Source organism: Isoptericola sp. S6320L, from assembly GCF_023015685.1.
Lineage (GTDB): Bacteria > Actinomycetota > Actinomycetes > Actinomycetales > Cellulomonadaceae > Isoptericola > Isoptericola halotolerans_A.
This window is the reverse complement of the sequence record NZ_JALKAT010000013.1, coordinates 12739-38376: the sequence shown is the minus strand read 5'-3', so window position 1 is coordinate 38376 and position 25638 is coordinate 12739. Positions and strand designations below refer to the sequence as shown.

Here is a 25638-nt window from a genome sequence, read left to right as displayed (position 1 = left end):
GGGTCGTGCGGCGGTGTCCTCGCACCGTAGACGCGACCCCGTCGGGTCGCAGGTCTTGTGCCGCCACGATCGGCGTGAGACTCTACAAACAGGTTTGCAGCACAAACTACTTCGCAGGTCCCGAGAGGTGGAGAGATGACGACACCCGAGCACGACGACGCGGCCGGTCGCGAGCCGGACGAGCACCGGGGCCACGGGCGCTCGGCGTTCGACCCCGCCGAGTCCCTGCGGCTCATCGAGGAGTCCCAGCAGCGCGCCCGTGCCGCGACGGAGCCCGACGGGCGCCTGCTCTACCTCGTCTGGGGCGTCGCGTGGCTCGCCGGCTACCTGGTGCTGTGGACGAGCGCCCGCTCGGCCGACGGCGCACCCGGCGGCGTCGCCTTCGCCGTCTTCTTCGCCCTGCTCGCCGCCGCGATCACCATCACGGTCGTGCACAGCGGCGTCCGCAGCGCCGGGACCCGTGGCCCCAGCGCCCGCGTCGGCATGATGTACGGCTGGTCCTGGGCGCTCGGGTTCGTCGCGTACCCGTTCGTCATCAGCGGCATCGCCCGCGCCGGGGCGTCCGACGAGGTGATCGGCCTGGTGGCCAACGCCCTCGCCTGTGCCGTCGTCGGCCTGCTCTACCTCGCCGGCGGCACGTTCTTCTGCGACAACCGGCTCTACGTCCTCGGCCTGTGGATCCTGCTCACCGGCGGCGTCGCCACGATCGCCGGCATGCCCGCCACGTACCTCGTCATGGCGCTGGCCGGCGGCGGCGGGTTCCTCGTCATGTGCGGCGTCGAGTCCGTCCTCGTCGCCCGACGACGCCACCGCGGCCGCGCGTCCGGCGCGACCACCGGCGTCGGACCGGGGGTGGGTGATGACTGAGCTCGACACCGTCATCCACGCCCCCGCCCGGCTGCGGGTGGTCTCGACGCTGGCGGCGCTGCCGCCCGGGGACGAGATCGTCTTCCCGAAGCTGCAGAAGCTGCTCGACATGACCGCGGGCAACCTCTCGACCCACGTGCGCAAGCTGGAGGACGCCGGCTACGTCCGGGTCGCCAAGGCGCACGCCGGGCGCAAGCCCGTCACCTACCTCGCGCTGACCACCGAGGGTCGGCGCGCCTTCGAGGACTACACCGCCACCCTCACCGCACTGCTGAAGGGAACAGGAGCATGACCGTCATCACCGTCGACGGCGTCACCCGCAGGTTCGGGGACGTGGTCGCGCTCGACGACGTCTCCCTCGACGTCGGACCCGGCGAGCTCGTGGGGCTGCTCGGCCCCAACGGCGCCGGCAAGTCCACCCTGCTGTCCCTCGTCAGCGGGCAGCGCCGACCCGACCGGGGGACGGTCCGCCTCCTGGGCGGCGACCCCCGCGACGCGGCCAGCCGGATCGGCCTCGGCGTCACCCCGCAGGAGACCGGCCTGCCCCCGACGCTCCGGGTGGGGGAGGTCGTCGACTTCGTCGGCGGCCACTTCCCGGCCCCCGTGCCCACCGGCGAGCTGCTCGACCGGTTCGGCCTCACCGAGATGGCCCGCAAGCAGACCGGCGCGCTGTCCGGCGGGCAGAAGCGGCGGCTGGCCGTGGCCCTGTCGCTGGTCGGCAACCCGCGCGTCATCCTGCTCGACGAGCCCACGACCGGGCTCGACGTCGGGGCCCGCCAGGCGCTGTGGGACGCGATCCGCGCCTATCACGCGGACGGCGGCACGGTGCTGCTGACCAGCCACTACCTGGAGGAGGTGCAGGCGCTGGCCGAGCGCGTCGTCGTCATCGACCACGGCGTCGTCCGCGCCGACGACTCCCTCGGCGCGATCCTGCGCCGGGTCGCGCTGCGGCGCGTCGTCCTGACCTGCGCCGACGACCTCTCGGCGTGGCCGGGCGTCGCGCGCGCCGAGGCCGTCGCTCCGACGGCCGGGGCCGACGGCGGCACGCGGCAGTCCTTGTTCACCCCCGACGCCGACGCCCTGGTCCGCGACCTGGTGCGTGCCGACGTCGACTTCCGCGACCTCGAGATCCGGGGCGCCAGCCTGGAGGAGGCGTTCGCCGAGATGGTGGACGCCGACGTGCCGGCCCGTCTGGAAGGAGCGACCCGATGACCACCGCGAACCCTGCATCGGCTAGCCCGAGGGTCGTCAGCCCCCTCCGGTTCGCCTGGCTGCACCTGAAGTTCCAGTTCCTCGAGACCGTCCGCATCCCGATGGCCGTGATCGGCAACGCGGTGTTCCCGGCGCTGGCGATGGTGTTCTTCGTCGTGCCGCAGGACTCCGTCGCCGGCAACCCGCAGTTCGCGACGATGGCGGTCGCGGGACTGGCGATGTTCGCGGTGTGCTCGGCGAGCCTGTTCACCTACGGCCTCGGCGTGGCCGAGGACCGGGCGCTGCCCTTCGACCCGTTCGTGCGCTCGCTGCCCGCGGGTCCGGGGCCGCGGATGGTCGCCCGCGTGGGCAACGGGGCGATCTTCACGCTCGTCGGGCTGCTCCCGCTCATCGCGGTGGCGTGGCTCTTCACGTCGGCGGCCGTGACGGCGACGCAGCTCGCGGCGGGGGTCGGGATGATCCTGCTGGCGTCGGTGCCGTTCGTGCTCCTGGGCATGGCGGTGGGCTACTCGCTGACCGCCAAGGCGGCGCTGCCGGTGGTGCAGGTCGTCCTGTTCCCGCTGGCGTTCGCCGGCGGGCTGTTCCTGCCGCCGATGATGTTCCCGGCGTGGCTGGACACCCTCTCCCAGCTCACGCCCACGCGGGCCGCCCGGGACCTGCTGGTCCAGGCGCTCACCGGCGCACCGGCCAACCCGTGGGCGTGGCCGGTGCTGGTCGGCTGGACGGCGGTCTTCGCCGCGCTGGCGGCCTGGGCCTACCGCCGCGACGAGGGACGCCGCTTCCGCTGAGCCCGTCGAGCGTTGTGAACCCCGTCGAGCGTTGTGGGCGCGAATTCTGTGCCGCAGTATCCCCGCAAAGGGGATGAAACGGGCCAGAATTCGCGCCCACAGCGAGAGATGGGGGCGGTGGGGTCAGCCGGCTCGCCGCAGGCGCAGCGAGTTCGTCACCACGATGACCGACGACGCCGCCATCGCCGCGCCCGCGATCATCGGGTTGAGCAGCCCGGCCGCGGCGAGCGGGATCGCCGCCACGTTGTACGCGAACGCCCAGAACAGGTTCTGCTTGATCACGCGCAACGTGCGCCGCGAGAGCCGCACGGCGGTGGCGGCCGCCCGCAGGTCCCCGCGCACCAGCGTGATGTCGCTCGCCTCGATGGCCACGTCGGTGCCCGTGCCCATCGCGAGCCCGAGATCGGCGGTCGCCAGCGCTGCGGCGTCGTTCACGCCGTCGCCCACCATCGCCACCGTCCGTCCCTCGCCCTGCAGGCGCGAGATCGTCGCCGCCTTGTCCGCCGGGAGCACGCGGGCGATCACCTCGTCGATGCCGACCTCGGCGGCCGCGGCGCGCGCCGCGCCCTCGGAGTCGCCGGTGAGCAGCACGGGGTGCAGGCCGAGCGCCTTCAGCTCGGCCACGGCCTCGGCGGAGGTCGGCTTGACCGGGTCGCGCAGCACGAGCGCGGCCCGGGCGCTGCCGTCCCAGGCGACGACGACGGCGGTCGCCCCGTCCCGCTCGGCGTGCCCGACGGCGTCGCGCACCTCGTCCGGGACGCGCACGCCCGTCTCGTCGAGCCAGGTCAGGCGGCCGACCGCGACGCGGCGCGCGCCGAGCCCACCCGATCCCTCGCTGCCCAGGCCCGCGTGCGCCGTCCGGACCACGGCCTCGACACCGCCGCCCGCCGTGGAGCGGAAGTCGAAGACCTGCAGTGCGCCGATCGTGACGCCGTCGGCCCCGGTTCCCGCGGAGCTGTCAGAACCAGCGCGCGGTACCCCACCACGAGGTTCTGACAGGTCGGAGGAGGCGATCGCCTGGGCGATCGGGTGCTCGCTGCGGTCCTCCACCGCGGCGGCCCAGCGCAGGGCCTCGTCGGCGTCCACGCCCTCGGCGGGCACCACGCGCTCCAGCGCCATCGCGCCGGCCGTGACGGTGCCGGTCTTGTCGAGCACCACGGTGTCGACCCGGCGGGTGGACTCCAGGATCTCCGGGCCCTTGATGAGCACGCCGAGCTGGGCGCCGCGCCCGGTGCCGACCAGCAGCGCCGTCGGGGTCGCGAGACCCAGGGCGCAGGGGCAGGCGATGATCAGCACCGCCACGGCGGCGGTGAAGGCGAACTGCGCCCCGGCACCGGCCAGCAGCCAGCCACCCAGGGTGAGGACGGCCAGGGCCAGCACGATCGGCACGAACACCGCCGAGATGCGGTCCGCGAGCCGCTGCACCGGCGCCTTGCCCGTCTGCGCCTGCGAGACCAGCCGCCCGATCTGGGCCAGCGTGGTCTCCTCGCCGACCCGCGTGGCGCGGACCAGCAGGTGACCGGAGGTGTTCACGGTGGCCCCGGTGACGGCGTCGCCGGGGGCGACGTCCACGGGCACCGGCTCGCCCGTCAGCAGCGAGGTGTCGACCGCGGAGGTCCCCTCGACGACCTCGCCGTCGGTGGCCACCTTCTCGCCCGGGCGGACCGTGAACAGGTCGCCCGTGCGCAGCGCCCCGACGGCGACGCGCTCGGTGACCAGGGTGCCGCCGTCGGAGCTCACGGGACGCCCGTCCGGACCGGTGACGACCCGCTCGGCCTCCTTGGCGCCGAGCTCCAGGAGCGAGCGCAGCGCGTCGCCGGCGCGGCGCTTGGACCGGTGCTCGGCGTAGCGGCCGGCCAGCAGGAACGTCGTGACGACGGCGGCCACCTCGAGATAGAGCTCCGGCGTGGCGCCGTGCTCGCGCGACGGCAGCAGGGAGACCTGCATGGTCATGCCGATCTCGCCGGCCCCGCCGAGCAGCAGCGCCCACAGCGACCACAGGGTCGCCGCGACCACGCCGATCGAGACGAGGGTGTCCATGGTCGAGGCACCGTGCCGGGCCGCACGGGCCGCCGCGGCGTGGAACGGCCAGGCGCCCCAGGTCACCACGGGCAGGGCCAGGGCCGCGACGACCCACTGCCAGCCGGCGAACTGCAGCGCGGGGACCATGGAGAGCAGCACGACCGGCACGGTGAGGACGGCGGCGACGCGCAGGCGCCGCCGCAGGTCGTCGCCGCGGTACTCGGTGTGCACGTGGCCGCCGGAGTGCTCGCCGTGCTCTGCCTGCTCAGGGCGCGCGTCGTGCTCAGCGTGCTCGTCGGGGTGTGCCGCGCCGTCGGGAGCGGGCGCCGTGGACCGCGAACGGGTGACGGTCGCGGTGTAGCCGGCGGACGCGACGGCCTGCACGAGGTCGGCGTCGGTGACGCCGTCGGGGCGGCGCACGTGCGCGCTCTCCAACGGCAGGTTCACGGTGGCTTCGACGCCGGGCAGCCGCGTGAGCTTCTTCTCGACCCGGGCGACGCACGAGGCGCACGTCATGCCCTGGATGGCGAGGTCGACCTCGGCCTGCGGTGCGGCCGGGGCGGTGTGGGTGTTGTGCGGGGTGCTCATGGGTGACTCCTGGGGAGAGCTGGTGCGGAGGTCACCGGCGACGGACCGGGGTGGCGGCCGTCGGGGTCGGGGCGCGGGGCGGATGCCGCCCGGCGCGGCGCGGAGTGCCTGCACGGTCCGACGGCGTGGCGTCGGACCGTGGTTCGGCAGGCTGTCCGCGAGGGAGGGCCGGGCTACTCGCCCGGCCCGAACGAACGGGCGGCGGCGTCGTGGGCGTGCTGGCGCGCCGGGGCCTGCTCGGCGTGCTGCTCCCGCAGGGCGTTCGGCTGCACGGTCAGCGAGGCGACGGCGTAGCCGGCCTCGTCCACGGCGTCGCGCAGCGCCTGCTCGTCGAGCGGCTCGTCGGAGAAGACGGTGGCCTCGGACTCGCCGCCGTTCTCGAGGACGATGCTGACGTGCTCGACGCCCTGGACGTTCTCGAGCTCGCTGGTCACGTGGGCGACGCAGTTGGCGCAGGTCATGCCGGTGACGCCCAGCGTGGTGACGGTGCTCATGGGTGCTCCCTCGGTCGGTGGTGGGTGGATCAGCTGCGGACGAGGCGCCCGATCGCGGCGGACGCCTCCTTGACCTTGGCGGCCCCGGCCTCGTCGGACTCACGGGCCGCGTCGACGACGCAGTGCCCGAGGTGGTCCTCGACGAGGGCGAGGCTGACGGACTGCAGGGCCTTCGTCACGGCGGACACCTGCGTGAGGATGTCGATGCAGTAGACGTCCTCGTCGATCATCCGCGCGATGCCCCGCACCTGCCCCTCGATGCGACGCATGCGCTTGAGGTACGCCGCCTTGTCGGACGCGTACCCGTGGGGTGCGTCGTGCTCGCCGATGGTGGTGTCGGGGTGCGTGATGGCCTCGGTCATGCTTCCAACATACCCCCATGGGGTATGAAGTCAAGGGGCGCGACCGAATTCGCGGGACGTCTCGACAGCCCGGGCGCTCGCCGCGAGGATGGAGGCATGGACGACGACGCGGACGCCGGCCCCGAGTTCGACGGCGTGCGGATCGGGCGCCCCGCCACCAGGGCGCTGTCGCGCGCGGGCTACACCACCCTCGTCGAGCTGCCCGAGCCGCTCGACGAGCTGCTGGCCCTGCACGGCGTCGGACCGAGGGCCGTCCGGCTGCTGAGCGAGGCCCGCGCGGACCGCTGACGCGCGCGCGTCACTTCTTCTTGGACTTCTTGCCCTTCTTCGACTTCTTCTTGCCCTTGGCGTCCTTCTTCGAGCTCGCCGTCGAAGCCTTCGCCGCGTCCTTCTTCGCCTTCTTCTTCCCGTCCGAGTTCGAGCCCTTCGACCCACCGGCCGACGCCGCGGTCCCGGCCGCCGGGACCGGCTTGCGCGCCGTGGCGGTGGCGCGTGCCGCCGTCGGACCCTCGGCGTCGGCGACCTTGGCCTTGAAGCCCGCCCCGATCCGGAACCGGGGCACGACGGCGGCCGGCACGTCGACGGTGGCGCCCGTGCGGGGGTTGCGGGCGGTCCGGGCGGGGCGCGACGTGCTGTCGAACGTGCCGAACCCCACCAGGGACACCCGCTCCCCGGCGGAGACGCCGTCGACGATGGACGCCAGGACGGCGTCGACGTGCCGCCTGGCCTCGGCGGGGCTGCTGCCCGCGCGCTCGGCGACGGCGTGGACGAGCTCGGCCTTGTTCATGCGTACCTCCGGTGTCGTCGTCGGCACGCGGCGGCGTCCATCGAGCGGGGTGTCGACCGGTGCCAGTCCATGCCCCATTGAAGCGTGAAGCCCGCAGCAGGTCACCGACCGCGCGGGCGCGCCGTCCTGACCGTGTGCTCAGTCGGCGAGCCGGATCGACGCCGCGAACTCGTCGAGGACGGGTAGCAGCGCGTCGAGCTGCACGAGGTTCGAGGTGCCGTACATGACCACGACGTCGCGCCCGCCGGCACGCCACGCCCAGTTCACGGAGACGACGATCTCGCCCTCGAGCGCGTCGGCGCGCGTGTACCGGACCGCACGGCGACCGCTGCCCAGCCCGCCGACGACGTCGGTCACCTGAGGCTCGCGGGTGGCGTCCGGGTCGGGCAGGCCGAGCATCCTCTCCTCGGTGGTCTCGGGCGAGGTGGGGGCGTCGACGACCTGCACCATCTCCAGCCCCTTGTCGGGCGTGCCGAGCAGGGCGAACCGGTGCATCCCCTCGAGCATGCGCGGATAGGCCAGCAGGGCGTCGAGCATGCGACGGAGGGCCGCCTGCTCGTCGTCGGTGTACTCGAAGGCCTGGGCGGCGAGGTGCGCGACGGTCCCGGCCCACTCGTCCTCGTCCGGGTAGCCGTTCCACGGGAACGCCTCCGGGACGTAGACCCATCGGTCGGTGTCGAAGTCGACGCGGAGCGTCATGCGGGCTGCCTCTCGGGGGTGGTGTCGTCGGCCGTCGACCGGCCGGCGGGAACGTCCCGCCAGCGCAGCGAGGCCATCATCGTGTCGCCCAGCTCCGTGAGCTCGTCGACCAGCGGCGTCAGCTCCGGGTCGGGCGCGCCCGAGATCGTGAACGTCCCGACCAGCACCGCCGCACCGGGGACCGGCGGCGTCCAGACGTGGTGCACGGTGCGCACCGCGCCGCCCGGCGACTCCCCGGGGAGGTCGACGTCCGGGGCGGGCGCGTCGTGATGCTCCACCACCTGACGGCGGGCCTCACCCGCCCGGGTCACGACCGTCGTCGCGTCCGCGTCGGGTGCGCCACCCGGCCCTGCCGGGGCGAACGCCAGGGCCAGGGACACCGGTGCCCGCCACGGGACGCCGAGCGGGAGGACGACGTCGACGACGCCGCGCTCGCGTGCCGATCTCACCGTCGCGACCAGCGACCGCTCCAGCCGGCGGATACGCCCCCGCGTCCGGTCGTCGAGCCGGGTGCCGTAGTGACGCCGGACGACGGCGCGGACGTCGGCCTCGACGTCGCCCTGCGCCGGGATCAGGACGAAGCCCGGCGGCAGGATGAGGGCGTATGCCGGTGGTCTGGGGTGTGTGGGGGCCACGGTCTCGGTCACGGAGCAGGTGGCTCTCGGGTAGTGCGTGGGGGTGCGAGTCGCTGCTCGGGGACCTCGATGCCGTCGCCGGGCGCAGGTGCTGACGCCGGGGCGACGCGCCAGGAGCGTGGGAGCAGTCGGAAGGTGCCCAGGACAATGCGCGTCAGGAGGATGCCGTTCAAGCACAACATCACGGTGACGACATACCCGGCGGTGGGGGGAGGAGAATCCTCGGGCAAGAGCGACCCGGCGTGCGCACCTGTGCTGAAGAAGAGCAGGACTCCGAAGAAGAGGAGCATCCCGCGACCGATCGGTGGAATCCGCAGGTGCCCGTCAGCGGACCAACTCGTGTCTCGACGGACGCGTGGAAGCCGGATGCTGAGGAATATTGCCGCAGCATAGATGGATGCCGGGACCCAAGAGAGCCAACGGAACGCGGTAGCGAGGAGACCCAGCGATCCAAAGTTGTCGCCCATCGCTAGTGCGACGAACATCTGCACCACCACCCAGAACATCTCGGCACAGAAGCACATCGCCATGACAAACGTGAGTCTGCCGACCACGTCCCAGCGATCGAGCATCTTCTCGAGCGTCACTTGGATCTCCCTGCTGGGTCCCATGCACCGACGACATCGAACGTCGCACCATCCACCTCAGCCCACCAGTCGCCGTATGCTCGGAGGGCATCGCCCGCCGAGCCGCGTGCCTCCCGGAAGCCTCCCCCTAGACCGAGGATTCCGCCGTTGATCACGTCGTCGTGCCAGCTCACGCCGGTTCCGGCGACCCCGACGATGTTGTTGGTGAATCCGGCGTTCCGCAGCGCACCCCCGGCGCCGAGGATCGCGTCGTCGACCAGGCCGCCGGCACCGAGACGGGCGTTCTGTGCGGCAGTAGCGAAGGCTGCTCCGTCGGTGCCGCCGCCACGGAACACTCTCCACACGTCGTCGAGGCTCCGGTAGGCAGGGCGACCCGCGAGCTTGATGCCTTCGAGCATCATCCCGTCGGGCAGGACGCCCGAGATGTCGTCGGCGACGCGGACCGCCTCGTCGCCGTACTGCATGGCGGCTCGGAACGGGCGCAGGAGCGTGCCGAACACGCCGGGACGCTGTGCGCCGGACCACGCGAGCCGTGCGGAGCGTGTCACCCGGAGTGCCCCGGTCGCGCCCTTGACGCCGGACCCGATCGCTGCGCCGACGCCCAGGGTCAGCAGCGCGACCGTGTCGAGCCCGACATCGAGCCAGGACCCGTTGCCCGTCGTCGCTAGCGTGAGGCTGAGGAGCAAGGTCGCCGCCGCGAACGCGACGGCGAAGGGCAGCAGGAAGGGGAAGAAGATCGATAGCACTCCGAGGGCCGTCGCGATGATCGACAAAGCGTCCTTGAGGACCTTGATCCAGCCCATGTTGTCTGTGACCCAGCTCTTGAAGCTGTCCCAGCGGGAGTCGGTGAGCCCGTCGGCGTCGACGGCGTCGTCGATCTTGCGTCGGGCGACGTCTCCCGCCTCCTCGACGGCCGCGAGCGCACCGTCGTACGACGTCCGCGCCTCCACGAGGGTCTGGGTGAGGGGCTCGACGGCGTTCTCGAGCCGGGTCAGCTCGTCGCGGCGCGACTCCAGTTCCTCGATCGTGGCCCACTGCATCGCGTGCTCGGCCTCGGTGATCTGCGCGTCGTAGGACGAGACGGTGTCGGCGGTGGACTCCCGGACCGCGATCGCCCCGGTGACGTCGGACTGTGCCTGGTCGAGCACGTCCGCGAACGTGCTCAGGGCGGATCCCGCCGTCTCGTAGCGGTCCTGGATGGCGGCGAGGTGGGGGATCACCTCGTCCGACTGGGTGGCGAGCTCGGTCATCGCCTCGGACTCGTGCGCCTCGGCGTCCGCGATCGCTCGCTTGAGGTCGGTCACGGCGGTGCCGACCTTCTCGGCGAGACGGGTGTAGCGGGTCGCGTGCCGTCGGATCCCGCCGGCGTCGCCGTCGAGCGGCTCCATCGTCCAGACGCCCTGGAGCGCTTCGGTACGTGTCGTCATCGGTTGCCCTCCACCGCCACGGCCAGCTCGCCGTCGACCTCGGCGAACGTGTCCGCCACGCCGTCGGCGGCTTGTTGCAGGCCCTCCAGCGTGGCGATGAGCTCTGTCCTCGCGACGTCCCAGTTCTTGCCGAACGTCGCGACCGCGCCAGCCAGCCCGCGGTGCGGGATCATCGCGGCGAGGTCGTCGGCGGCGGACTCCGCGTCCGCGAGCGATCGCCCGATGCTCCGCAGCCGCGCGGACGTGTCCCGCACCGCTTCCAGGTCGAGCTGCAGCCGTTCACCCATCCGTCGTCTCCCTCGCCGATCCCCACGTCGCCGGGGGACAGCATGCCAGACCGGCGCCGCGCTGCCGATGGGCTGGACGACCCGTCTCACCTGCTGAGTCGGCTGGTCAGGCGCTCGCCGCGGCCGCCGCCCGTGCCCCGGCGGGGAGCGCCTCGAGGATGCGGTGCACCGCGTCGTCGTCGTGGGCCGCCGAGCAGAACCACGCCTCGAACACCGACGGCGGCAGGTTGACCCCTGCGTCGAGCATCGCGTGGAAGAACGGTCCGTGCCGGAACACGTCCTGCGCCTGGGCGTCGGCGTAGGAGGCGACGCCGTCGCGGGCCGCGGCCTCGCCGAAGAACACCGAGAACAGCGACCCGGCCCGCTGGATGCGGTGCGGCACGCCCTCGGCGTCGAGCGCCTCGCCCAGCCCGTGGGACACGGCGTCGGCCGCCTCGGCGACGCGTGCGTACACGCCGTCGTCCGCCAGGCGCAGCGTGGTCAGGCCGGCAGCCACCGCCACCGGGTTCCCCGACAGCGTGCCCGCCTGGTACACCGGCCCGGTCGGTGCGAGCTGGTCCATGATCGCGGCCGGCCCGCCGAGCGCGGCCACGGGCATCCCTCCGCCCACCACCTTGCCGAAGGTGAACAGGTCGGGGGTCCAGACGTCCTCGGCCGCCTGGCCGGCGTTCTCGAAGCCCCAGTACCCGGCCTCGGAGACGCGGAACCCGGTGAGCACCTCGTCCAGGATCAGCAGCGCCCCGTGCGCGGCGGTGATCCGCCGCAGCCCGGCGTTGAACCCGTCCGACGGCGGCACCACGCCCATGTTGGCGGGCGCGGCCTCGGTGATGACCGCGGCGATGCGCTCCCCGTGCTCGGCGAAGGCCGCCTCGACCGCGGGCAGGTCGTTGTAGGGCAGCACGAGCGTCTCGGCGGCGGAGGCCTCGGTGACGCCCGCGGTGCCCGGCATCGCCAGCGTCGCGACGCCGGAGCCCGCCTCGGCGAGCAGGGCGTCGACGTGCCCGTGGTAGCAGCCGGCGAACTTGATGACCAGCGGGCGTCCGGTGACGCCGCGGGCGAGGCGGACCGCCGTCATCGTCGCCTCGGTGCCGGTGGAGACGAGGCGGACCCGCTCGGCGGCGGGGACGCGACGCCGGATCTCCTCGGCGAGCTCGATCTCGCCCACCGTGGGCGCCCCGAACGACAGCCCGCGGGCGGCGGCCTCCTGCACGGCGGCGACGACCTCGGGGTGCGCGTGCCCCAGCAGCGCCGGACCCCACGACCCGACGAGGTCGACGTACTCGCGCCCGGCGACGTCGGTGACGTACGCGCCGCGCGCGCTCGCCAGGAACCGAGGGTCGCCGCCGACCGAGCCGTAGGCGCGGACCGGCGAGTTGACGCCGCCGGGGATCGCGCGCCGGGCGCGCAGGAAGGCCTCGTGGTTGTCGACCGGGGGCGTGCTGCTCACCAGTGCCGCCTCGATGTGCCCGAAGCCTGCGGTGTCCGTCATCGTCGTTCCTCCGTGGGGTTGCTGCGGCGTGCGTCGTCGGCCGGGGTCACTCGAGCCACGAGGCGATCTCGAGCGCCCAGTAGGTGAGGATCACGTCGGCCCCGGCGCGCCGGATGCCGAGGACCGACTCGAGCACCGAGGCGCGCCGGTCGATCCAGCCGTTCGCGGCGGCTGCCTCGATCATGGCGTACTCGCCGGACACCTGGTACGCGGCCACGGGGACGTCGGAGCGGTCGGCGACACCGCGCAGCACGTCCAGGTAGGAGCCGGCCGGCTTGACCATCACCATGTCCGCGCCCTCGGCCAGGTCCAGGTCGGCCTCGCGCAGTCCCTCGCGGGCGTTGGCGGCGTCCATCTGGTAGGTCCGCCGGTCGCCCTGCAGCGCCGAGTCGACGGCCTCGCGGAACGGACCGTAGAACGGGCTGGCGTACTTGGCGCTGTAGGCGAGGATCGACACGTGCTCGAACCCGGCGTCGTCGAGCGCGTCGCGGATCGCGGCGACCTGGCCGTCCATCATGCCCGACGGCGAGACGACGTCCGCGCCGGCCCGCGCCTGGGCGACGGCCATCGTCGCGTACCGCTCGAGCGTGGCGTCGTTGTCGACGACGGCCGTGCCGTCGGGGCCGTCCGTGAGGACGCCGCAGTGCCCGTGGTCGGTGAACTCGTCCAGGCAGGTGTCCGCCATGACGACGGGCCCCGGCCTTCCGGTCTCCGACTCGACCGCGGCGACGGCCTCGCGCGCGATACGGATGCCGCGCTGCAGGATCCCGTCGGGCGCCTCGGCCTGGGTGCCGCGGGCGTCACGCACCGCCGGGATGCCGAAGAGCATCACGCCGCCGAGCCCGGCCCGCGCGGCCGCGGTGACGGCGTCGTGCAGGGTGGCCTCGCTGTGCTGCACCTGGCCGGGCATGGAGCTGATCGGGACGGGCGCGGAGATGCCCTCCTTGACGAACAGCGGCAGCACGAGGTCCGCCGCGTGCAGCCGGTGCTCCGCCACGAGGCGGCGCATGCGGGGCGTGGCGCGCAGCCGCCGTGGCCGGTGGACGATCCCCGAGGTGCTCATGGTTCTCCTTCGCAGGCGGTGGTGACGGCGGCGGCGAGCGCCGCGTCGGTGGGACGGTCGGCGACGGCGGCCACGGTCAGCCCGGTCTCGCGCGCCGCCTCGGCGCTGGGTCGGCCGATCGCGACGACGGGCGCGTGCGTGCCGTACTGCGTGGCGATCTCGCGGGCCACGGAGCCGGAGGTCACCACCACGATGTCATAGCGTGCGCCCACCACGTCCGCCGGCAGGTCGCTGCGCACGGTGCGGTAGGCGGTGACGACGTCCGGCGTCCACCCGAGGGTCCGGAGCCCGTCGCGCAGCGTGGGGCGCGCCCGGTCCCCGAGCGGCAGCAGGACCCGGGTGCCGGCCGGATCCGCGGAGGCCGGAGCCGCGGACGACGGAGCAGGGAAGGTGGCGACGAGGCCGTCCGCGGACGCCTCGCCGTCGGGCACCAGGTCGGCCGCGATCCCGGCGTCGGCCAGGGCGCGCACGGTCGCGGGCCCGACGGCGGCCCACCGGACGGGTGCGGCGGCCAGCGTCGCGCTGGTCGCGCCGGTCGGGTGGTGCTGTGCGGCGCTGAGCGCCTCGACCGCGTTGACGCTGGTGATCACGACCCAGGCGTACCGGCCGGCCAGCACGTCGGAGACTGCCGCCGCGAGCGTGGCGCCGTCGTCGGCGGGAGCCCGCTCGATGACGGGCGCGACGGTCACCTCGGCCCCGGCGCGGCGCAGGAGGCCGGCCAGCCCGGCGGCGCGTGCGGGGGATCGGGGCAGCAGGACGGTGCGCCCGGTCAGGTCGGTCACGCCCCCTCCGGGTCGTCCGTCCCGGTGGTGGCCCGGGTGGGCTCCGGCGGAGCGGGCTCGGCCGGGGAGAGGGGCGCCAGCCGGGCAGCGCCGTCGGCCAGGAGCCGCTCGGCGACCCGGACGCCCAGGGCGTAGGCGGCCTCGTCGGCTGTGGTGAGCGTCGCCGTCGGGGCGATCTCGACGCGGGCGGTGTGCTTGAGCTGCTCGGTGCCGTCCAGGGAGGCGACGACGGCGGACAGCACCAGCACTCCGTCCTCCAGCCGGGCGTAGGCACCGATCGGTGCGGCGCAGCCCGCCTCGAGCCGCGCCAGGACGGCGCGCTCGGCGGTGACGGCGAGCCGGGTGGGCCGGTGGTCGAGCTCGGCGAACGCCTCGGCGAGCACGGCGCCGAGCCCCGGGCTGCCCGTCGTGCCGCCGTCGGGCACCAGGTCGGTGCTGCGCGCCTCCACGGCGAGCGCACCCTGGCCGGGCGCGGGGGCGACGACGAGCGGGTCGAGGATCTCGCTGACCACCTCGGTGCGGTGCAGGCGCGCAAGACCGGCGAGGGCGAGCACCACGGCGTCGAGGTCCGGGTCGGGTCCGAGGGCCCGCGCCAGGCGGGTCTCGACGTTGCCCCGGATGTCGACGATCTCGAGGTCGGGACGCGCGGCCTGGAGCTGTGCGGCACGGCGCGGCGAACCGGTCCCGACGCGACCGTTGCGCGGCAGCGTGTCGAGCGTGCGTCCGTCGCGGGCGCAGAGCGCGTCCCGCGGGTCCTCGCGCTCGGGCGTGACGTAGGTCAGCCCGGGCGCGGGGGTGGTCGGCAGGTCCTTGAGGGAGTGCACGGCGACGTCGCAGCGGTCCCCGGCCAGCGCGTCGCGCAGCGCGGTGACGAACACGCCGGTGCCGCCGAGGGAGGCGAGGGAGCCGGTCTTGACGTCGCCCTCGGTCTTGATGCGGACGAGCTCGACCGGGCGGTCCAGGAGCACCTCCAGCCGACGCGCGACGAGCCCGGACTGGGTGGTCGCCAGTGCGCTGCCGCGGGTGCCGAGACGCAGAGGGGCGGGTGCGGGGGTTGTCACCCGTCCATTGTCACGCATGGGCGCGGTGCGGCGTCGAGGGCACGGAGTGACGTGGGACCGAGTGTGAGGGGACCGAGGTTGACGGGGCAGAGGTGCAAGCCAGCGGCGGTTCAGAACGGAGGGTCGCCGGAGCCCACGGACGAGAGGTCGCGTGGCGCCGAGTCGCGTGGCGCTGAGCCGTGCCGACTGGCGACGACGCCGCCGTCCGGGCGGGTGGTGTGGCGTCGACCGGTGGGTGAGGTCCACTCGAGGTTGCCGCCGGGTGCCGGACCCTGCCGTGCCGTCCAGCCGGTCTGGTGCTTGAGCACGTGGTGGTGCCGGCACAGGTGGGCCAGGTTGTCCGCCCCGGTGGTGCCGCCGTCGGCCCACGCCGTCGTGTGGTCGAGGTCGGCGCGGACCGCCGGCACCGTGCACCCCGGGAACCGGCAGGTGGCGTCGCGGTGCCTGAGCGTGGCCTTGAGCGCCGACGGGGCCGTGTAGCTCTCCCGTCCCACCGACAGCGGAACGCCCGACTCGGGGTGGGTCAGCACGCGCCGGAGCGACGGCGCGAGGGCGGCGAGCTCGCGGGCCGTGTCCGGTGCGACCGGTACGTGGCCGTCCAGGTCCGCGGGGATGTCGGCGACGCCGAGCAGGGTCAGGACCGGCACGGTCACCGTGACCTGCGGGCGGATGCTCCGCGCGATCGTCGCGATGCCCAGCACGGGGCGCGTGCGGGCCGTACCGGGGGCTGTCCCGGAGTCTCTACCGGGTGCCGTCGCGGGTACCGCGTCGCGGTCCAGGGTGCCGTCGTCGAGCAGCAGCGCGGCCAGGACGTCCGCGCGGCCCTGGGAGACGGTGAGGCTGTCGGTTTCCGCGTGGAGCGCCGTCGCGGTGCGGGTCAGCCGGTCGTACGCCGCATGGGCGAGGGTCACGGGCAGGTGCGCCGTGAGCCAGGCCATCCCGTCGCGGGCGTCGTCGAGGTAGACCGCCCGGTGCTCCGACGCCTTCGCGGACCGGACCTCGACCGGTTCGGGGTGGACGTTGTCGCGTGCGCGCCGCGTGCGGGCGTCCACCTGGGCCGGGGTGCTCGTGGCCAGCGCGGGGGCGACGGAGGACTCGACGCGCCGGGCGTCCGCCGGGTCGAGGTCGGCGAGGTGCCGGGCGAGGCGCGCCGCGTGCGCCCAGGAGCACCGGCCGGCGGCCAGCGCCGCGAACGACCGGGGTGCCTTGCGCCGCAGGGTCTGCGCCTGCTCGCAAAGGCTTCCGGCGGCGTGCTCGCCCAGGCGCAGCGTGGTCCCGACCTCGGCGACGACCGCCCGCCGCACCAGCTCCCGCCGGCGGGACGAGGAGGTCCGCCGCAGGGACGGGTCGTCGGTGTCGAGCACCGCCGACTCGGCGTCCTCGGCCAGGTCGGCGATGTCGGCCAGCAGCGCGGCCCGGCGGCCCTCCAGGGCGTTGATCTCGGCCTGGGCCGCGCTCAGGTCCGCCAACAGCTCGTCCAGGCGTGCGAGCGTCACGTCCCGGCCGGCGGGCCGCCGTCGGGCACCGGAATCTGCCCTGGTGCGGGTGTCGGCGGACCTCGTTGTCATGCACCGAGACTATCAGAAATCGAACACCCGTTCGAGTGTTGCGGAAGGCTGATCGCGCACTCGCTGCCGGTCCGCCCCGCGCGTGGAAGCATGAGGCAGACGGGTGCAGCGCGCGCCCGGGTGAGGAGCGCTCCCATGGACGCGGTTCAGCACAGCATCGCCCTGGTGGCCCACGACAACAAGAAGGTCGAGCTCCTGCGCTGGGCAGAGTTCAACCGGGGGACGCTCTCCGGGCACTCGCTCTGGGCCACGGGGACCACCGGGACGATGCTGGAGTTCGAGCTGGGCCTGCCGGTCCACCGGCTCCTGTCCGGACCGGTGGGCGGTGACCAGCAGATCGGCGCGAAGATCGCCGAGGGCTTCATCGACATGCTGATCTTCTTCTGGGACCCGCTCGAGGCGCAGCCTCACGACCCGGACGTCAAGGCGCTGCTCCGGCTCGCGGCGGTCTGGAACGTGCCCATGGCGTGCAACGTCGCGACGGCGGACATGATGATCTCCTCGCCGATGATGCGCGAGGACTACGCGGCGAGCCGGCCCGTGATCGGCGCGCGGCCCTGGGAGGGCGGCGCCGTCCCGTGACGTGCGGCCACCAGGCTTCATGAGACCTCTCTCACGGTGCTGCCACGGTGGCCTCATGGACCGTCCCTAGCGTGCGAGGCACGAGCCGCACAGCGCATCCCGCGCCCCGCGGCACTCTCACCGGGGAGCACCTGTGATGAAGAACAGGATCTTAGGGACGTTCGCCGCGCTGTGCCTGGCACTGGCGAGCGTCGGCATGGGAGCGGGCGCGGCGCACGCCGACGACGACGACCGGGTCAGCTGCACGGGGTACGCCTCGAAGAACGCGCAGTACCGGGTGACGCTCGCGGAGCGCGACGACGACCGGATGCGGGCGGCCATGCGGGTCGACGCCGCGAAGCCCGGCCAGCGGTGGACCGTCACGGTCTACCGCAACGGCAGCAAGGCCTACCGGATCACCGAGCGGGCGAACCGTCACGGGAACATCAGCGTCGCCAGGACCGTGCGCGGAGACGACGACGACCGGTTCCGGTTCGTCGCCGTCTCGAGCAGCGGCCAGCGGGCCGCGCGCACGGTCGAGCTCGACGACGATCTCGAGTGCCGCAGCGGCAAGGGCTCGAAGGGCAGCAGGTACGGCTACTCGGTCCAGGAGTCGGGCGACGACCGCGTGACGGCGCAGGTTCGTGTCAACGGCCCGACGAAGGGCGCCCGGTGGACCGCCACGTTCTACCGGGACGGCAGCAGGGTCGCCTCGACCACCTCGCGGGCGAACTCGTTCGGCAACGTCACCCTCGGCCGGACGTTCGGCGCGGACGACGACCGGGTCAAGGTGGTGGTGAGGTCCTCCACCGGCGAACGGATCTCGCGCACCGTCGACCTCGACGACTGACGGCCGTCCCGCACGCCTCGCTCCCGGCCGCCCTCGTGGCACGCCGGGGGCGGGGCGACGCCGCGTGAGACGCTGAGCCATGCCGCTGCGCTTCGAAGAGCTCGACTTCCAGACCACGCCGATGGGGGAGATCAGCCTGCGCCGCCGGTACGACCCGGCCGCGCAGCAGGACGTGTACGAGGTCCGGCTCGGCGACGAGTACCTCATGTCCAGCCTGTTCACGGTGGCGGAGCGCGAGCTCGCCACCCTCGCCCTCGCCCGGCTCGACGCACCCGCCGGCGGCCTGCGCGTCCTCGTCGGCGGCCTCGGGCTCGGCTACACGGCGCTCGCGGCGCTGGCCGACCCGCGCGTCGGGGACGTGACCGTCGTCGAGTACTCGGGGCCGGTCCTGGACTGGCACCGGCGCGAGCTGCTGCCGGAGGCCGCGGGGCTCGCCACCGACCCGCGCTGCCGGCTCGTCCAGGACGACTTCTTCCGCCGCGTCCGTGCCGAGCCCGAGGTCCGGTACGACGCGATCCTGCTGGACGTCGACCACAGCCCGCGTCACGTGCTCCACCCGAGCCACGCGGCGTTCTACGCCGCGGACGGGCTGCGGGCGATGTCCCGGCACCTGGCGGACGGGGGCCTCTTCGCCCTCTGGTCGGACGACCCTCCCGACGCCCCGTTCGAGGCCGTGCTCGGCCAGGTGTTCGCCGAGCATTCGGCGCACCCCGTCGACTTCCCCAACCCGATCACCGGTGGTCGCTCCAGCAACACGGTCTACCTGGCCCGCGGCGTCACAGCCCGTTGACCGCCGCCTGGGCGTGCGCCACGATCGCGGCCAGCCCCGTGCCGGCCACCCAGCCGCCCGTCACGGCGAGCCCGGGGACCTGCCCGACGGCGGCGCTCAGCGCCGTGACGTCGGCCCGGTAGGCGGGGGTCGGCGGCGGCAGGGCGCCGTCCCAGCGCTGCAGCAGGTGGTCCTGCACCCGGTCCGCCAGCGGCACGCCCAGGAGCACCGAGGCGTCCCGTGCGGCCTCGTCCGCGGTCGGGGGGACGGTCTCCTCGCCGAGACGCCCGTACGACAGCCGCAGCACGTGCATCCCCGCACCGGCCGCGCTCCGCACCCGGGCGGCGAGCCACGGCCACTTGGCGGTCGAGTGCGTCAGCGCCTTCGCGCGCACGTCCGCGCCGCCGGGAGCCACCAGCATCCCGGACCCGCGGGGCGCGGCGTCCAGCTCCGGGGCGTCCACGAGCAGCGTCGCGAGCCGCACGTCCGCCCCGGCCTCCGGGGCGGGGACGACGTCGGTCCACGGCGAGAGTAGCGGCCCGACGGCGGGTGTGGTCACCACGAGGCGCGGCGCCGTGACGGTGTGCAGCGACCCGCGGCCCCCGGCGACCCCCGCGGCCGTGGCGCGCGAGCGCACGACCCAGCCGCCGTCGTCGGCCCGCTCGATGCCCACGACCTCCTGGCCGAGCCGGAGCGCGGTGTGGATGGGACCGGTCGCGTCCGTGATCGGGGTGTCGGTCCAGATCTCGGCGCTCGCGGCGATCTGCCCGGCGAGCGCCTCGACGACCGCGTGCATCCCGCCGTCGATGCCGCGCACGGCCGAGCCGGCCGGGGCGGCGGCACGCAGCGCCGCGACGGCCCGGGTGAGGGACCCCTCGACGGCGAACCGGTCCTGGAGGCCGGGGGCGACGGACGCCACGGCGAGCCGGTCGAGCGGTGCTGAGTGCACGCCGGTGGCGACCGGGGCGACGAGCCGGTCGGTGGCCCGCGCGCCGAGCCGTGCGCGCACCAGCGTGCCGAGGTCGTCGGCGTCGGCGCCCACGAACCGGGGCAGGACGCGGTCGAGCGAGGCGCGCAGGACGCCGGGCCAGCCGATGGCACGGCGGACGTCGGGTGCCCACGGCACGGCCGGGATGCCGAGCACGCCGGCCCGGGGCAGTGGGAACGCGTGCCCGGCGGCGTACCCCCAGGCGGACAGGGGTGCGGGCTCGACGACGTCGAGGCCCAGCTCCTCCGCGAGCTCGGTGACGGCGGTGCCCCGGGCGGCGAAGGACTCGGCACCGAGGTCGACGGGGACGCGCGGCAGCGACTCGAACGCGCCGCCGCGCACCGGGCCGCCCAGCCGGGTCGACGACTCGAGCACCACCGTGCGCAGCCCGCGCTCGATGAGCGTGCGGGCGGCGACCAGCCCGCCGATCCCGCCGCCGACGACGACGGCGTCGACCTGCTGGCTCACAGCGAGTGGACGAGCTCGACCACGCGCGTGAGCACGGTCGGGTCGGTGGTCGGGGGCACGCCGTGGCCCAGGTTCACCACGTGGCCCGGCGCCCCGGCACCGCGGGCGACGACGTCGCGGACGTGCGCCTCCAGCGCCTCCCAGGGGGCGCCGAGGAGCGCCGGGTCGATGTTGCCCTGCACGGGGACGTCGCCGCCGAGGAGCTCCGTGGCCTCGTCGAGCGGGGTGCGGTAGTCGACCCCCACCGTCGGGTGGCTGATCCCGGCGTCGCGCAGCACGTCGCGCATCGCCGGGAGCAGGTGCCCCGTGGCGGTGCCGAAGTGGATGCCGGGAACCCCCAGCTCCGCCACGTGCCGCAGGGCACGGGTGGACGACGGCGCCACGTGCGCCGTGTAGTCGGCGAGGGACAGCGAACCCGCCCACGAGTCGAAGAGCTGCACGGCGCTGGCGCCGGCCAGGACCTGGGTGCGCAGGAACCGCCCGGTGAGGTCGGCGGTCCACGTGGTCAGCCGGCGCCAGGTCTCCGGGTCGGCGTGCATGAGCGTGCGCGCGGCCAGGTGGTCCCGCGAGGGCCGGCCCTCGACGAGGTAGGCGGCGAGCGTGAACGGCGCGCCGCCGAACCCGATGAGGGGCGTCGAGGCGGAGGCGTCGGACAGCCCGGCGACGGTGCGCTCCACGGCCTGGGCGATCGGCGCGAGGGTCTCGTCGTCGAGGTCGCGCGCGACGAGCTCGTCGATGTCGGCGGCCGTCCGGTAGGGGCGGTCCATGACCGGCCCGACGCCGGAGACGATCTCGACGTCGACGCCGGCCAGCTTGAGCGGCACCACGATGTCGCTGAAGAAGATCGCCGCGTCGACGCCGTGGCGGCGGACGGGCTGCAGCGTGATCTCGGCGGCGAGGTCCGGCCGCAGGCAGGACTCCAGCATCCCGACACCCTGTCGCACCTCGCGGTACTCGGGCAGGGACCGGCCGGCCTGCCGCATGAACCACACGGGCGTCCGTGCCGGGCGATCACCTCGCAGCGCGCTGACCAGCGGGGACGTGGTCGTGCGCCCGTCGGCGAGGGGGTGGGAGGCGGGCAGGTTGCTGACGTTCACCGTGGGGGATGTCACGGTCAACGATTCTGCCCCGTGGGGGCACAGATCATAAAGTGGGGGCACTGTGGTTCTCCTCTCCCTCACCGCGTCCCACCACGAGCTGGACCTCGACGCCCTCGAGCGTCTGTCCACCGGCTCGATGTCCGTGGGCCGTACCGTCGTGGGCACGTGCCGCCCCGTGCAGGGCACCGTGGTCATCTCGACCTGCAACCGGTTCGAGCTCTACCTGGACGTCGACGCCCCCCTCGACGGGGACACGGTCCGCCACGCCACGCGTCACGTCGCCGAGCTCGTCGCCGAGTCCTCGGGGGTGTCCACCGACGTCGCCGCGAGCTCGTTCACGGTGCGCACCGGGTCCGAGGTCACCGAGCACCTCTTCGCGGTGGCCGCCGGCCTGGACTCGATGGTGGTGGGCGAGCGGGAGATCGCCGGGCAGGTGAAGCGGGCGCTCGCGGAGTCCCGGGCCGACGGGACCACGTCCAAGACGCTGGAGCTGCTGTTCCAGACGGCGTCGCGCACGTCCAAGCAGGTCGGGCGGTCGACGGCGCTGGGCGGCGCCGGGCGCTCCCTGGTGGCGGTCGGGCTGGACCTGGCCGGCCGGTCGATGCGCCCGTACCCCGTGGCCCGCGCCGTCATCATCGGCACCGGTGCCTACGCGGGCGCCACCGTCGCGGCGTTGCGCGCCCGGGGGTGCGAGGACATCCGGGTGTACTCGCGGTCCGGGCGGGCGCAGGCGTTCGCGGCGTCGCACGGCACGGGCGCCGTCGGCGTCGACACCGAGTCGCTGGTGGAGGCGCTGGGCGACGCGGACGTCGTGGTGTCCTGCTCGGGGGCGCGGGGCGGCCGCCCTGGTCCGGCGGCGGACGCGGAGGCCTCGCTGGCCTACGTCCTCGACGCGGCCTCCGTGGCCCGTGCCCGGGAGCGCGCCGCCGCACGGGCGGGCGACGAGCCGGAGCCGGACGCCCTGGTGATCCTGGACCTGGCGCTGCACCGTGACGTGGAGCCGTCGGTGGCGGACGTCGAGGGCGTGCTGCTGTACGACCTGGCCTCGCTGACGGCGCACGCCCCGGCCACCGAGCGCGCCGTCGTCGACCAGGCCGGCCGGCTGGTGGCCCAGGCCGCCGCACGGTTCGAGGAGACCCGGCTGGGTCGCGCCGCGGACGCCGCCGTCGTCGGGCTGCTCGACGAGGCGGAGCGCCAGGTCGCCGTCGAGGTGGCGGCCGCCGTGGAACGGCTGGCCGGCGAGCTCGCGCCGCACGGGCAGGAGCCCACCGAGTCGGACCGGGACGAGATCGCCCGGGCGGTGCGCCGCCGCGCGCACGCCGCCCTGCACGGCCGCATCGTCGCGGCCCGCGCGACGGCCCTCGCCGAGGCACGGGCGGCGGAGGCCGCCGTCGTCGCGGCGGCCGAGCGGACGCTTCGCGCCGTTCCGGCGACCGATTGAACCTTTGTCGGGTTATATCGGGCCGTTCTCCGCGTTCGTGGGTAGCGTGATCGCCGAGGGGTCGCGGCTGCGGTCCCCGCGGGATCTCACCTCGGACGCGGAAGGACATTCACGATGGATGACTTTTGGAGCTATGTCTGGTTCCTCCTCTGGATCTTCCTCTTCATGGCGTACCTCATCGTCCTGTTCCAGATCCTCACGGACCTGTTCCGGGACCATCAGCTGAACGGCTGGTGGAAGGCGCTCTGGGTCGTCCTGCTGATCTTCGTCCCCATGATCACGGCGCTGGTGTACCTCATCGCGCGCGGGCGCGGCATGGCCGAGCGCAACATGGCGGCCGCGAAGGACGCCAAGGCGGCCACCGACGACTACATCAAGACGGTCGCCGGCTCGCCCGCCGACCACATCGCGTCGGCGAAGAAGCTGCTCGACGACGGCACGATCACCCCGCAGGAGTTCGAGGCGCTCAAGGCCAAGGCGCTGGCCTGAACCGACGGTCCGTGCGGTGCCGTCGACCGGTAGTTTGAGCGCCATGCGACTCGGCGTGATCGACATCGGCTCCAACACCGTGCACCTGCTCGTCATGGACGCGCGAGCGGGTGCACGGCCGGTGCCGCAGGCCAGCCACAAGACCACCGTGCGCCTGATGCGGTACGTCGAGCCCGACGGCTCGATCTCCAAGGCGGGCGTCAAGGAGCTGCGCAAGGCCGTCGAGGCGGCGGCGGCCGAGGGCGCCGAGCACGGCATCGAGCAGACGATGGCGCTGGCGACCTCCGCGCTGCGCGAGGCGACCAACGGCGCCGAGGTGCTGGCCGACCTGGAGAAGCGCGCGGGCGTGCCCATCGAGGTGCTCGCCGGCGACGAGGAGGCGCGGCTGACCTTCCTGGCGGCGCGCCGCTGGTACGGCTGGGGCGCCGGCCGGCTCCTGCTGCTCGACATCGGCGGCGGCTCCCTCGAGATCGCCACCGGCGTGGACGAGGCCCCGGACGTCGCCCTGTCCGTGCCGCTCGGTGCCGGCCGCATGACCCGGCGCTTCCTCCTCGACGCCGACCCGCCGAAGCCCGACGACGTGGAGACGCTGCGCGAGCACGCGCGCTCGGTGCTGCGCGACGCCGTCGGCCCCGTCGCGAAGGCCCCGGCGCCCGACCACGCCGTGGCCACCTCCAAGACGTTCCGCTCCCTGGCCCGGCTGGCCGGGATGCCTCGCCAGGTCATGGGAACCGGCGAGCGCTGGCGGATGCGCCACGACCACCTGGCCGACTGGGAGCCACGCCTGGCGAAGCTGTCCTCGGCGGACCGCACCGTGCTGCCCGGGATCGGTCCGGGCCGGGCGCTGCAGATCGTGGCGGGCGCTGTCGTCGCGCAGGAGGCGATGGCCGCCCTCGGCGTCGACGAGGTGGAGATCTGCCCGTGGGCCCTGCGCGAGGGCGCGATCCTGCAGCGGCTCGACCACCTCTGACTCACCAGCGGGGCGGGTCGCCGCCCCAGGGCCGCGCCGGTGCGGCGTAGTCGTCCACGGGCAGCGCCGGGCGCGCGGACCGCACGCGGCCGTGGGTGACGGTGGTGCCCGACGGCGGCAGCGCGGCCGGCGGGTGGTCCGGCTCCCGGCCGGGCGCGTCGAGGAGCCAGGCGGCCGTGCGGGCCAGGGAGGTCGCCACGTCCCGGCCGGCGCCGTCCCGGGCGCGCTCGACGAGGGCGTCGAGCACCCCCGCGGCGAGGAGGTAGCCGGTGGCGTGGTCGAGGGCCTGTGCGGGCAGCGCGCCCGGGGTGACGCCGTCGGCGGACTCGAGCAGTGCGATGCCGCTCGCGGCCTGCACGATCGAGTCGAACCCGCGGCGGCCCGCCCACGGGCCGGCCGGCCCCCAGGCCGAGACGCGGGCGTGCACCGCACCGGGCGGCAGCCGCAGCCCGTGGGCCTCGATCGCGCCGGGACGGTATCCGGTCACCAGCACGTCCGCGGCGTCGAGGAGCTCCTGGGCGCGGGCGTGGTCGTCCTGGCGGCGCAGGTCGAGGAGCGTCGACCGCTTGCCCTGCCCGGTGTCGAGGTGCTGGGCGGCGATCTCGGCCGGCTCGGGCGGGTCCACGCGCAGCACGTCCGCGCCGAGCAGCGCCAGGGTCCGGGTCCCGACGGGTCCCGCGATGACCCGGGTGAGGTCCAGCACCCGCGCACCCGCCAGGGGAGCAGCCGCCCGCCGGGCCGGTCGTCCGTCGGCGCGTGCCGTCGCCGCGACGAGGGGGCCGACGGCGGCGGCCCGGCCGGGTGCGCTCGCCCGCCACCCGCTCTCGCTCCGCACCCGGACCGCGACCGCCCCGGCGTCGGCCGCCGCGTCCTCGACGTCCTGGGCGGAGGCCTGCGCGAGGTGGTCGGCGAGGTCGTCGCGCGAGGCGTCGTCGGGCAGGTCGAGGATCCGCAGCAGCCGGGCGCGGTGGTGCGGGTAGTTGGCGTGGGTGCGGACCCAGCCGTCGGCCGTCGCGAAGAACCCGGAGTGGGGGGCGAACCCGGCCCAGGGTTCGCCGTCGAGGCGCAGCAGGCGGTCGGAGGCGAAGGACGCCGCCACGCGCGCCGGGTCGAGCGGGGCGTCCACCAGCGGCCCGCGCACCCCGGCGCGGCGCGCGGCGGAGCGCAGCGCCTCGAGCGCGGTGCGGGCGAGGTCGGCGACGGGCAGCGTCGCGGCGAGCCACGGCATGCCCCGACCGTATGCCACGGGATTTCACCCGTCCCGGTGGGCGAGCCGGGTGGATC

At 74.5% G+C, this 25638-nt stretch carries 28 protein-coding genes; 11 read left to right on the top strand and 17 right to left on the bottom strand.

Annotation, left to right across the window (positions count from 1 at the left end; all coding sequences use genetic code 11):
* Positions 1-135: 135 nt before the first annotated feature.
* From MWU57_RS09585 to MWU57_RS09570, 4 genes are read left to right on the top strand one after another with little or no spacing between them, the layout of a single operon-like run.
* Positions 136-867, top strand: a complete 732-nt coding sequence (locus tag MWU57_RS09585; protein WP_246908949.1) for a hypothetical protein — start codon at positions 136-138, stop codon at positions 865-867.
* On the top strand, positions 860-1159 hold the full coding sequence (locus MWU57_RS09580; RefSeq protein ID WP_106265317.1) for a transcriptional regulator: 300 nt from the start codon (positions 860-862) through the stop codon (positions 1157-1159). Before MWU57_RS09585 ends, MWU57_RS09580 begins: the two co-directional genes overlap by 8 nt.
* Positions 1156-2079: an ABC transporter ATP-binding protein gene (locus tag MWU57_RS09575; protein WP_106265315.1), complete on the top strand. Its 924-nt coding sequence runs from the start codon at positions 1156-1158 to the stop codon at positions 2077-2079. The genes MWU57_RS09580 and MWU57_RS09575 overlap by 4 nt, the downstream gene beginning before the upstream one ends.
* A complete protein-coding gene (locus tag MWU57_RS09570) occupies positions 2076-2867 on the top strand; it encodes an ABC transporter permease (protein ID WP_246908948.1) in 792 nt (263 codons plus the stop codon). The genes MWU57_RS09575 and MWU57_RS09570 overlap by 4 nt, the downstream gene beginning before the upstream one ends.
* Positions 2868-2990: 123 nt before the next feature.
* On the opposite strand, the gene MWU57_RS09565 is transcribed toward MWU57_RS09570, so the two are convergent.
* The 3 genes from MWU57_RS09565 to MWU57_RS09555 form a co-directional block, all read right to left on the bottom strand.
* On the bottom strand, positions 2991-5477 hold the full coding sequence (locus MWU57_RS09565; protein ID WP_246908947.1) for a cation-translocating P-type ATPase: 2487 nt from the start codon (positions 5475-5477) through the stop codon (positions 2991-2993).
* A gap of 173 nt (positions 5478-5650) precedes the next feature.
* On the bottom strand, positions 5651-5971 hold the full coding sequence (locus MWU57_RS09560) for a heavy-metal-associated domain-containing protein (protein ID WP_106265309.1): 321 nt from the start codon (positions 5969-5971) through the stop codon (positions 5651-5653).
* Between the two features lie 29 nt (positions 5972-6000).
* Positions 6001-6333: a metal-sensitive transcriptional regulator gene (locus MWU57_RS09555; RefSeq protein ID WP_281495500.1), complete on the bottom strand. Its 333-nt coding sequence runs from the start codon at positions 6331-6333 to the stop codon at positions 6001-6003.
* A 96-nt stretch (positions 6334-6429) separates the two neighbouring features.
* Here MWU57_RS09555 and MWU57_RS09550 point away from each other — a divergent pair, with 96 nt between their 5' ends.
* Positions 6430-6621 carry a helix-hairpin-helix domain-containing protein gene (locus MWU57_RS09550; protein ID WP_246908946.1) on the top strand — a complete coding sequence of 64 codons (192 nt, stop codon included), beginning with the start codon at positions 6430-6432 and terminating at the stop codon, positions 6619-6621.
* A 10-nt stretch (positions 6622-6631) separates the two neighbouring features.
* Here MWU57_RS09550 and MWU57_RS18080 read toward each other — a convergent pair whose 3' ends face one another.
* The 11 genes from MWU57_RS18080 to MWU57_RS09495 form a co-directional block, all read right to left on the bottom strand.
* On the bottom strand, positions 6632-7147 hold the full coding sequence (locus MWU57_RS18080; protein ID WP_374108542.1) for an HU family DNA-binding protein: 516 nt from the start codon (positions 7145-7147) through the stop codon (positions 6632-6634).
* A gap of 111 nt (positions 7148-7258) precedes the next feature.
* Positions 7259-7819, bottom strand: a complete 561-nt coding sequence (locus MWU57_RS09540) for a hypothetical protein (RefSeq protein WP_246908945.1) — start codon at positions 7817-7819, stop codon at positions 7259-7261.
* A complete protein-coding gene (locus MWU57_RS09535) occupies positions 7816-8466 on the bottom strand; it encodes a hypothetical protein (RefSeq protein ID WP_246908943.1) in 651 nt (216 codons plus the stop codon). Before MWU57_RS09535 ends, MWU57_RS09540 begins: the two co-directional genes overlap by 4 nt.
* Entirely contained in the window at positions 8463-9041 is a 579-nt protein-coding gene (locus MWU57_RS09530) for a hypothetical protein (protein ID WP_125206468.1), read from the bottom strand. Before MWU57_RS09530 ends, MWU57_RS09535 begins: the two co-directional genes overlap by 4 nt.
* Positions 9038-10468, bottom strand: coding sequence for a hypothetical protein (locus MWU57_RS09525; RefSeq protein ID WP_246908941.1), 1431 nt, complete (start codon positions 10466-10468; stop codon positions 9038-9040). Before MWU57_RS09525 ends, MWU57_RS09530 begins: the two co-directional genes overlap by 4 nt.
* On the bottom strand, positions 10465-10755 hold the full coding sequence (locus tag MWU57_RS09520) for a hypothetical protein (protein WP_246908940.1): 291 nt from the start codon (positions 10753-10755) through the stop codon (positions 10465-10467). Before MWU57_RS09520 ends, MWU57_RS09525 begins: the two co-directional genes overlap by 4 nt.
* Before the next feature lie 106 nt (positions 10756-10861).
* On the bottom strand, positions 10862-12244 hold the full coding sequence (gene hemL, locus MWU57_RS09515; RefSeq protein ID WP_246908938.1) for a glutamate-1-semialdehyde 2,1-aminomutase: 1383 nt from the start codon (positions 12242-12244) through the stop codon (positions 10862-10864).
* 46 nt (positions 12245-12290) lie between these two features.
* The gene (gene hemB / locus MWU57_RS09510) at positions 12291-13307 is read right to left on the bottom strand and encodes a porphobilinogen synthase (protein WP_246908936.1); all 1017 of its coding nucleotides are present in this window, start codon (positions 13305-13307) and stop codon (positions 12291-12293) included.
* Complete coding sequence (locus MWU57_RS09505) at positions 13304-14089, bottom strand: uroporphyrinogen-III synthase (protein WP_246908934.1); 786 nt, start codon at positions 14087-14089, stop codon at positions 13304-13306. The genes hemB and MWU57_RS09505 overlap by 4 nt, the downstream gene beginning before the upstream one ends.
* A complete protein-coding gene (hemC, locus tag MWU57_RS09500; RefSeq protein ID WP_374108541.1) occupies positions 14086-15168 on the bottom strand; it encodes a hydroxymethylbilane synthase in 1083 nt (360 codons plus the stop codon). The genes MWU57_RS09505 and hemC overlap by 4 nt, the downstream gene beginning before the upstream one ends.
* A gap of 92 nt (positions 15169-15260) precedes the next feature.
* Positions 15261-16718, bottom strand: a complete 1458-nt coding sequence (locus tag MWU57_RS09495) for an HNH endonuclease signature motif containing protein (RefSeq protein WP_246908930.1) — start codon at positions 16716-16718, stop codon at positions 15261-15263.
* A gap of 135 nt (positions 16719-16853) precedes the next feature.
* Here MWU57_RS09495 and MWU57_RS09490 point away from each other — a divergent pair, with 135 nt between their 5' ends.
* The 3 genes from MWU57_RS09490 (at position 16854) to MWU57_RS09480 (ending at position 18919) form a co-directional block, all read left to right on the top strand.
* On the top strand, positions 16854-17300 hold the full coding sequence (locus MWU57_RS09490; RefSeq protein ID WP_106265283.1) for a methylglyoxal synthase: 447 nt from the start codon (positions 16854-16856) through the stop codon (positions 17298-17300).
* Between the two features lie 136 nt (positions 17301-17436).
* The gene (locus MWU57_RS09485; RefSeq protein ID WP_246908928.1) at positions 17437-18129 is read left to right on the top strand and encodes a hypothetical protein; all 693 of its coding nucleotides are present in this window, start codon (positions 17437-17439) and stop codon (positions 18127-18129) included.
* A gap of 79 nt (positions 18130-18208) precedes the next feature.
* Positions 18209-18919, top strand: coding sequence for a spermidine synthase (locus MWU57_RS09480; RefSeq protein ID WP_246908926.1), 711 nt, complete (start codon positions 18209-18211; stop codon positions 18917-18919).
* Here MWU57_RS09480 and MWU57_RS09475 read toward each other — a convergent pair.
* Positions 18906-20354: an NAD(P)/FAD-dependent oxidoreductase gene (locus tag MWU57_RS09475; protein ID WP_246908924.1), complete on the bottom strand. Its 1449-nt coding sequence runs from the start codon at positions 20352-20354 to the stop codon at positions 18906-18908. The two genes, MWU57_RS09480 and MWU57_RS09475, sit on opposite strands and share 14 nt — an antisense overlap.
* On the bottom strand, positions 20351-21466 hold the full coding sequence (gene hemE, locus MWU57_RS09470; RefSeq protein WP_246908923.1) for a uroporphyrinogen decarboxylase: 1116 nt from the start codon (positions 21464-21466) through the stop codon (positions 20351-20353). Before hemE ends, MWU57_RS09475 begins: the two co-directional genes overlap by 4 nt.
* Positions 21467-21515: 49 nt before the next feature.
* Here hemE and MWU57_RS09465 point away from each other — a divergent pair, with 49 nt between their 5' ends.
* From MWU57_RS09465 to MWU57_RS09455, 3 genes are all read left to right on the top strand, one after another.
* Positions 21516-22895: a glutamyl-tRNA reductase gene (locus MWU57_RS09465; protein WP_246908922.1), complete on the top strand. Its 1380-nt coding sequence runs from the start codon at positions 21516-21518 to the stop codon at positions 22893-22895.
* Between the two features lie 114 nt (positions 22896-23009).
* Positions 23010-23384: an SHOCT domain-containing protein gene (locus tag MWU57_RS09460; RefSeq protein ID WP_106265272.1), complete on the top strand. Its 375-nt coding sequence runs from the start codon at positions 23010-23012 to the stop codon at positions 23382-23384.
* 43 nt (positions 23385-23427) lie between these two features.
* A complete protein-coding gene (locus tag MWU57_RS09455) occupies positions 23428-24354 on the top strand; it encodes a Ppx/GppA family phosphatase (RefSeq protein WP_246908921.1) in 927 nt (308 codons plus the stop codon).
* A 1-nt stretch (position 24355) separates the two neighbouring features.
* Here MWU57_RS09455 and MWU57_RS09450 read toward each other — a convergent pair whose 3' ends face one another.
* Complete coding sequence (locus MWU57_RS09450) at positions 24356-25582, bottom strand: CoA transferase (RefSeq protein WP_246908920.1); 1227 nt, start codon at positions 25580-25582, stop codon at positions 24356-24358.
* Between the last annotated feature and the right edge of the window lie 56 nt (positions 25583-25638).

Coding starts and splice junctions, on each gene's coding strand:
- MWU57_RS09585 (WP_246908949.1), top strand. CDS start 136: ATGACGACACCCGAGCACGACGACGCGGCCGGTCGCGAGCCGGACGAG.
- MWU57_RS09580 (WP_106265317.1), top strand. CDS start 860: ATGACTGAGCTCGACACCGTCATCCACGCCCCCGCCCGGCTGCGGGTG.
- MWU57_RS09575 (WP_106265315.1), top strand. CDS start 1,156: ATGACCGTCATCACCGTCGACGGCGTCACCCGCAGGTTCGGGGACGTG.
- MWU57_RS09570 (WP_246908948.1), top strand. CDS start 2,076: ATGACCACCGCGAACCCTGCATCGGCTAGCCCGAGGGTCGTCAGCCCC.
- MWU57_RS09565 (WP_246908947.1), bottom strand. CDS start 5,477: ATGAGCACCCCGCACAACACCCACACCGCCCCGGCCGCACCGCAGGCC.
- MWU57_RS09560 (WP_106265309.1), bottom strand. CDS start 5,971: ATGAGCACCGTCACCACGCTGGGCGTCACCGGCATGACCTGCGCCAAC.
- MWU57_RS09555 (WP_281495500.1), bottom strand. CDS start 6,333: ATGACCGAGGCCATCACGCACCCCGACACCACCATCGGCGAGCACGAC.
- MWU57_RS09550 (WP_246908946.1), top strand. CDS start 6,430: ATGGACGACGACGCGGACGCCGGCCCCGAGTTCGACGGCGTGCGGATC.
- MWU57_RS09540 (WP_246908945.1), bottom strand. CDS start 7,819: ATGACGCTCCGCGTCGACTTCGACACCGACCGATGGGTCTACGTCCCG.
- MWU57_RS09525 (WP_246908941.1), bottom strand. CDS start 10,468: ATGACGACACGTACCGAAGCGCTCCAGGGCGTCTGGACGATGGAGCCG.
- MWU57_RS09520 (WP_246908940.1), bottom strand. CDS start 10,755: ATGGGTGAACGGCTGCAGCTCGACCTGGAAGCGGTGCGGGACACGTCC.
- hemL (WP_246908938.1), bottom strand. CDS start 12,244: ATGACGGACACCGCAGGCTTCGGGCACATCGAGGCGGCACTGGTGAGC.
- hemB (WP_246908936.1), bottom strand. CDS start 13,307: ATGAGCACCTCGGGGATCGTCCACCGGCCACGGCGGCTGCGCGCCACG.
- hemC (WP_374108541.1), bottom strand. CDS start 15,168: ATGCGTGACAATGGACGGGTGACAACCCCCGCACCCGCCCCTCTGCGT.
- MWU57_RS09495 (WP_246908930.1), bottom strand. CDS start 16,718: ATGACAACGAGGTCCGCCGACACCCGCACCAGGGCAGATTCCGGTGCC.
- MWU57_RS09490 (WP_106265283.1), top strand. CDS start 16,854: ATGGACGCGGTTCAGCACAGCATCGCCCTGGTGGCCCACGACAACAAG.
- MWU57_RS09485 (WP_246908928.1), top strand. CDS start 17,437: ATGAAGAACAGGATCTTAGGGACGTTCGCCGCGCTGTGCCTGGCACTG.
- MWU57_RS09480 (WP_246908926.1), top strand. CDS start 18,209: ATGCCGCTGCGCTTCGAAGAGCTCGACTTCCAGACCACGCCGATGGGG.
- MWU57_RS09460 (WP_106265272.1), top strand. CDS start 23,010: ATGGATGACTTTTGGAGCTATGTCTGGTTCCTCCTCTGGATCTTCCTC.
- MWU57_RS09455 (WP_246908921.1), top strand. CDS start 23,428: ATGCGACTCGGCGTGATCGACATCGGCTCCAACACCGTGCACCTGCTC.
- MWU57_RS09450 (WP_246908920.1), bottom strand. CDS start 25,582: ATGCCGTGGCTCGCCGCGACGCTGCCCGTCGCCGACCTCGCCCGCACC.